This is a genomic window from Betaproteobacteria bacterium, assembly GCA_009377585.1.
GTDB lineage: Bacteria > Pseudomonadota > Gammaproteobacteria > Burkholderiales > WYBJ01 > WYBJ01.
Window position 1 is genome coordinate 1 of the sequence record WHTS01000227.1, and the last position, 4,046, is coordinate 4,046.

The 4,046-nt window shown below is 65.4% G+C and carries 5 protein-coding genes; 4 read left to right on the forward strand and 1 reads right to left on the reverse strand.

The genetic code is table 11. The annotated features are described in order from the left end of the window. The first annotated feature begins 97 nt into the window (after nucleotides 1-97). Nucleotides 98-850 carry a transporter substrate-binding domain-containing protein gene (locus GEV05_30690; GenBank protein MPZ47646.1) on the forward strand — a complete coding sequence of 251 codons (753 nt, stop codon included), beginning with the start codon at nucleotides 98-100 and terminating at the stop codon, nucleotides 848-850. Between the two features lie 64 nt (nucleotides 851-914). After that, nucleotides 915-1,253, forward strand: coding sequence for a cupin domain-containing protein (locus tag GEV05_30695; GenBank protein MPZ47647.1), 339 nt, complete (start codon nucleotides 915-917; stop codon nucleotides 1,251-1,253). Nucleotides 1,254-1,405: 152 nt separating this feature from the next. Here the strand turns inward: GEV05_30695 and GEV05_30700 are convergent, their stop codons facing one another. Next, entirely contained in the window at nucleotides 1,406-2,611 is a 1,206-nt protein-coding gene (locus tag GEV05_30700) for a CoA transferase (protein ID MPZ47648.1), read from the reverse strand. Nucleotides 2,612-2,819: 208 nt separating this feature from the next. On the opposite strand from GEV05_30700, the gene GEV05_30705 reads away from it, so the two are divergent. Further along, nucleotides 2,820-3,626 (forward strand): PEP-CTERM sorting domain-containing protein, encoded by an 807-nt coding sequence (locus GEV05_30705; GenBank protein MPZ47649.1) that lies wholly within the window; start codon nucleotides 2,820-2,822, stop codon nucleotides 3,624-3,626. A 154-nt stretch (nucleotides 3,627-3,780) separates the two neighbouring features. Then, nucleotides 3,781-4,046, forward strand: a 266-nt coding sequence (locus GEV05_30710; protein MPZ47650.1) for an alpha/beta hydrolase, incomplete at its 3' end; no start/stop codon positions are given.

Here is a 4,046-nt window from a genome sequence, read left to right on the forward strand (position 1 = left end):
GAGGGGTGGCGCGAAGCGCCGGGGTGGTGTGGTTTTCGCACAACTGCGTCTAAACTTCAGCCTGTAGCAACCCCCTTGCGATACGAGGACACCGCCCATGACTGCCTCCGCCACACCCTCCATTCCCCCGCCCGCGAAGGCCGAGCTCACGCCCACCGGCAAGCTGCGCGCGGGGATCAATTTCCAGAATGTCCTGCTCACGACCCTCGGACCGAACGGCGAACAGGGTGGCGTAGCCGTCGAGTTCGCACGCGAGCTCGCGCGCCGGCTGGACTTGCCGCTGGAGATCATCTCCTACAAGTCGGCCGGCGCTCTGGCCGATTCGGTGCGCAGCGACGAATGGGACATCTCGGTCCTCGGCGTCGAGCCACAGCGGGAGAAAGAGATCGCGTTCGCAACGCCGCTCACCGAAATCGAGACCACATACCTGGTGCCCGCGGGTTCGCCGCTACGCGCGGTCGCCGAGGTCGACCGGCCTGGCGTGCGCATCGCCGTTGCCGCAAAGAGCGCCTACGATCTCTATCTGAGCCGTACGATCCAGCAGGCGAAGCTGGTGCAAGTCGAGGGCATCGGCACGGCCAGCAAGCGCTTCGTGGACGACAAGCTCGAAGCCCTGGCCGGGCTCAAGCCGCAACTGCTGGAACTGGCACCCACCCTACCCGGCTCGCGCATCCTCGACGGCAACTTCACCGTCGTTCGCCACACGGTGGGCACGCCGCGAGGACGCGATGCTGCGGCCGCCTACTTGCGCGATCTGGTCGAAGACGCGAAAGCGTCGGGGCTCGTCGCCCAGTGGATCGAGAAAAGCGGCGTGAAAGGTTTATCGGTTGCGCCGCCCGCGGCAAAATAGCATGGAGGGTTTGTCGGTTGCGCTGCCCGCGACAAAATAGCATGGACCGTTTCCGGAGCACGTCATGACCGAAGCCTATGTCCGCGCCGGCAAGGTGAACTGGATTGCCAAGGGAGCCGATGTCGGCGTGCAGGAACGCACGCTCGCGCCGGGACAGATGATCCCCTGGCACTACCACACGATCATCACCGACACGACCTACTGCCTCGAAGGCACGGTCCAGATCGAGCTGCTCGGTCCACCCGAGCGCATCCTTCTGGCCGTCGGCGAGAGCTTCGCAGTCCCGACCAATCGACCGCACAAGATCACGCCCAGCGGCGATCACCCGTGCCGCTTCCTGCTGATCCAGGGCGTCGGCCAGTACGATCGGCATCCGATCGACCCGGAACAGTGGAAGGCATAATCTGCCCGCACCGGCGAGCAGCACAACGCTCCCCTCTCCCCCCGGGAGAGGGGCTGGGGGGGTGAGCCCGGGAATTCGCGGACCACGGGTCCGCGCCGGGCGAACGGCATCGGCCTGCATGCCGATGCGCGCACTGCAAGTGAGGGAAAGGATCAGCCGAGCACGCCGGCAGCACGCAGCTCCTGCAGTTGCTCGTCGGTATAACCGAACCCTCGCAGGATCTCGTCGGTGTGCTCACCCCGGTCCGGCGTGGGCCGGCGGATTTTTTTCGGCGTTTCGTGCACGTTGATCGGAGAGCCGACGATCTTGAACTCGCCCTTGCTCGGGTGTGAAACCGGCGCGGCAATTCCCAGATGCTGGACCTGCGGGTCGGCGAACGTCTGGTCGATGGTGTAGATCGGCCCGCACGGCACGCCGGCCTCTTCCATCAATTCGACCCAATGCGCCGACGGCTTGTGGCGCGTAATCTCGCCGATCGCGTCGTTCACGGCCTTGCGGTCCTGGGTGCGCTTCTGGCGCGTGCTCCACTCCGATTTCTGTTTCCATTCGGGATGGCCAATCGCGTCGCAGAATCGTAGCCAGACACGCTCGCCCGCGGCCGCGATATTGATATGGCCATCGCTGGTCGGAAAGACGCCGGTCGGCGTCCCGGTCGGATGATCGTTGCCGGCCTGCTTGGCCACCTCGCCGCGCATCAGCCAGCGCGAGGCCTGGAAGTCGAGCATGAAGATGGTTGCCTCCAGAAGACTTGTGTGCACCCATTTACCCACGCCCGTCCGCGTACGGTCGAACAGCGCCATCGCGATCGCGAACGCCAGCAGATTGCCCGACGTGAGATCCGCGATCGCCACGCCGACCCGCACCGGGCCCTGCCCCGGCAGACCGGTCACGGACATGAGCCCGCCCATGCCTTGCACGATCTGGTCGACCCCGGCGCGCTTGCCGTAAGGCCCGGTCTGGCCGAAGCCGCTGATGCTGCCGTAGACGATGCGCGGATTGACCTTGCGCACGTCGTCGTAGGAGACCTTCAACCGGTGCTTCACGGCCGCGCGCATGTTCTCGACGATCACATCGGCCTTCTCGACCAGCTTCATGAAGACAGCGTGGCCGGCCTCGGATTTCAGATCGAGCTGCATCGCGCGCTTGTTCCGGTGCAGATTCTGGAAATCGAACCCGTCGCGGCGGCCCACTTCGTCCTCGCCCTGCGCGGGGGGTTCGATGCGGATCACGTTCGCGCCCCAATCGGCCAAATGACGGACGCAGGTCGGACCCGCGCGGGCGAGGGTCAGGTCGAGAACGGTAACGCCGGAAAGCGGCAGGTGGGCTTCGGCTTCGGCCGCGCGATTCGTGTCTGTCATGGGGTTTCCCTTATCGATCGTTGCGCATTGGACCACGGCAATAGTAGCCGACGGCTTGCGGTCGGCACCCGACCGAGCATACCGCGCGGCCAGGGAACGTTCCACAACGTGACGCAGTTCGCGCTGAGGGTGATTCGCCGAGCGTAACCTGCCTGCTGGCGGTACAGCATCCAAGACCACGGCAGGCCGCCTGTTGCCGATCGTTTCAATGGAGGGGGACATGACACGCGCAAAGTTGATTCTTGCCTCACTCATCGCAGCTTCGGTCGCATTCTATTCAGCTCACGCCACGGCGCTCGATGGCTTGTCCGGCCTGGAGGCCAGAGGCTTCGCTCCGCTCTCCTCCCTGGAGGATGCGGAAACCACGCTTCCCTTCACCCGCTCGATCGTGAGCGTCGCCGATTCGCAGCCAGGCCTGTTCCAGTACGCGTCCTCGGCGGACATCGGCTTGCTCGAGCTCAAGGTCTTCGGCACATTGACGAACAACACCGGCTCGGGGCAGGGCAACATCGAAGTACCCCTCATGCAGGTATCCGCAGAGGTGCGCGACGTGCTCACGCTCGAATCGACGCTGACCACGCCGTACGATGTGAGACTGGATCTCGCGGTGAACGGCTCCATCGACACATCGGGCGGATCCGCGAACGCGTCGGCGAATGCGGCGCTGCAGCTCGGCCCCAATCCCGGGCTCAATGGCTTCGACGGCGCGCTGTACCCGATCGGACCGATCACCGACACCCTCACGGTTATCCAGACCGTATCCGGGTCAACGGTGGAGATGGACTTGAGAGCCCTGCTGTCGTTCAGCGTCTTCCAGCTCGACCCGGGCGCGACCGCGACTGGCCAGCTCGGCAATACCGCGTTCCTCACCTTGAGCCTGCCCGCCGGCGTCACGCTGGCGAACTCGCTCTCGGGTACTTTCGGCGCCCCGATTCCGGAACCGCAGACCTATGCGCTGATGCTCGCCGGCCTGGTGCTCGTGGGCGCCGTAGCGCGTCGCCGCTCGCGCACCTGAACGCTGCAGTCGTTCCCCCCCGCGTAGCCCGCGGCTACGCGGGGCCGATGCCGCAATGGGCGGCTGACCGAGCGGGTCAGCCCGAGGGTCGCGGTACAGTACGGTCGGTCGAATAGAATTGCCCGTTTCTCCACACGACCAACGGGCGATATTCATGACCGACTTCCAAGCAGCAACCGGCAGCAGCCACTTCGTCGACGCCAACGGCGTCAAGCTGCATTACCTGGATTACGGCGTTGCCGGACGCCGGCCCATGCTGTGCGTGCACGGGGCGGCCGCGCACGCGCACTGGTTCGACTTCGCCGCCCCCGGGCTCACGCCGAACCATCACGTCCGCGCGCTGGATCTGCGCGGACACGGCGACAGCGCCTGGGCGGAGCAGCATACCTACGACTTCAAGACCTACGCCGAGGACGTCAA

Coding starts and splice junctions, on each gene's coding strand:
- GEV05_30690 (MPZ47646.1), top strand. CDS start 98: ATGACTGCCTCCGCCACACCCTCCATTCCCCCGCCCGCGAAGGCCGAG.
- GEV05_30695 (MPZ47647.1), top strand. CDS start 915: ATGACCGAAGCCTATGTCCGCGCCGGCAAGGTGAACTGGATTGCCAAG.
- GEV05_30700 (MPZ47648.1), bottom strand. CDS start 2,611: ATGACAGACACGAATCGCGCGGCCGAAGCCGAAGCCCACCTGCCGCTT.
- GEV05_30705 (MPZ47649.1), top strand. CDS start 2,820: ATGGAGGGGGACATGACACGCGCAAAGTTGATTCTTGCCTCACTCATC.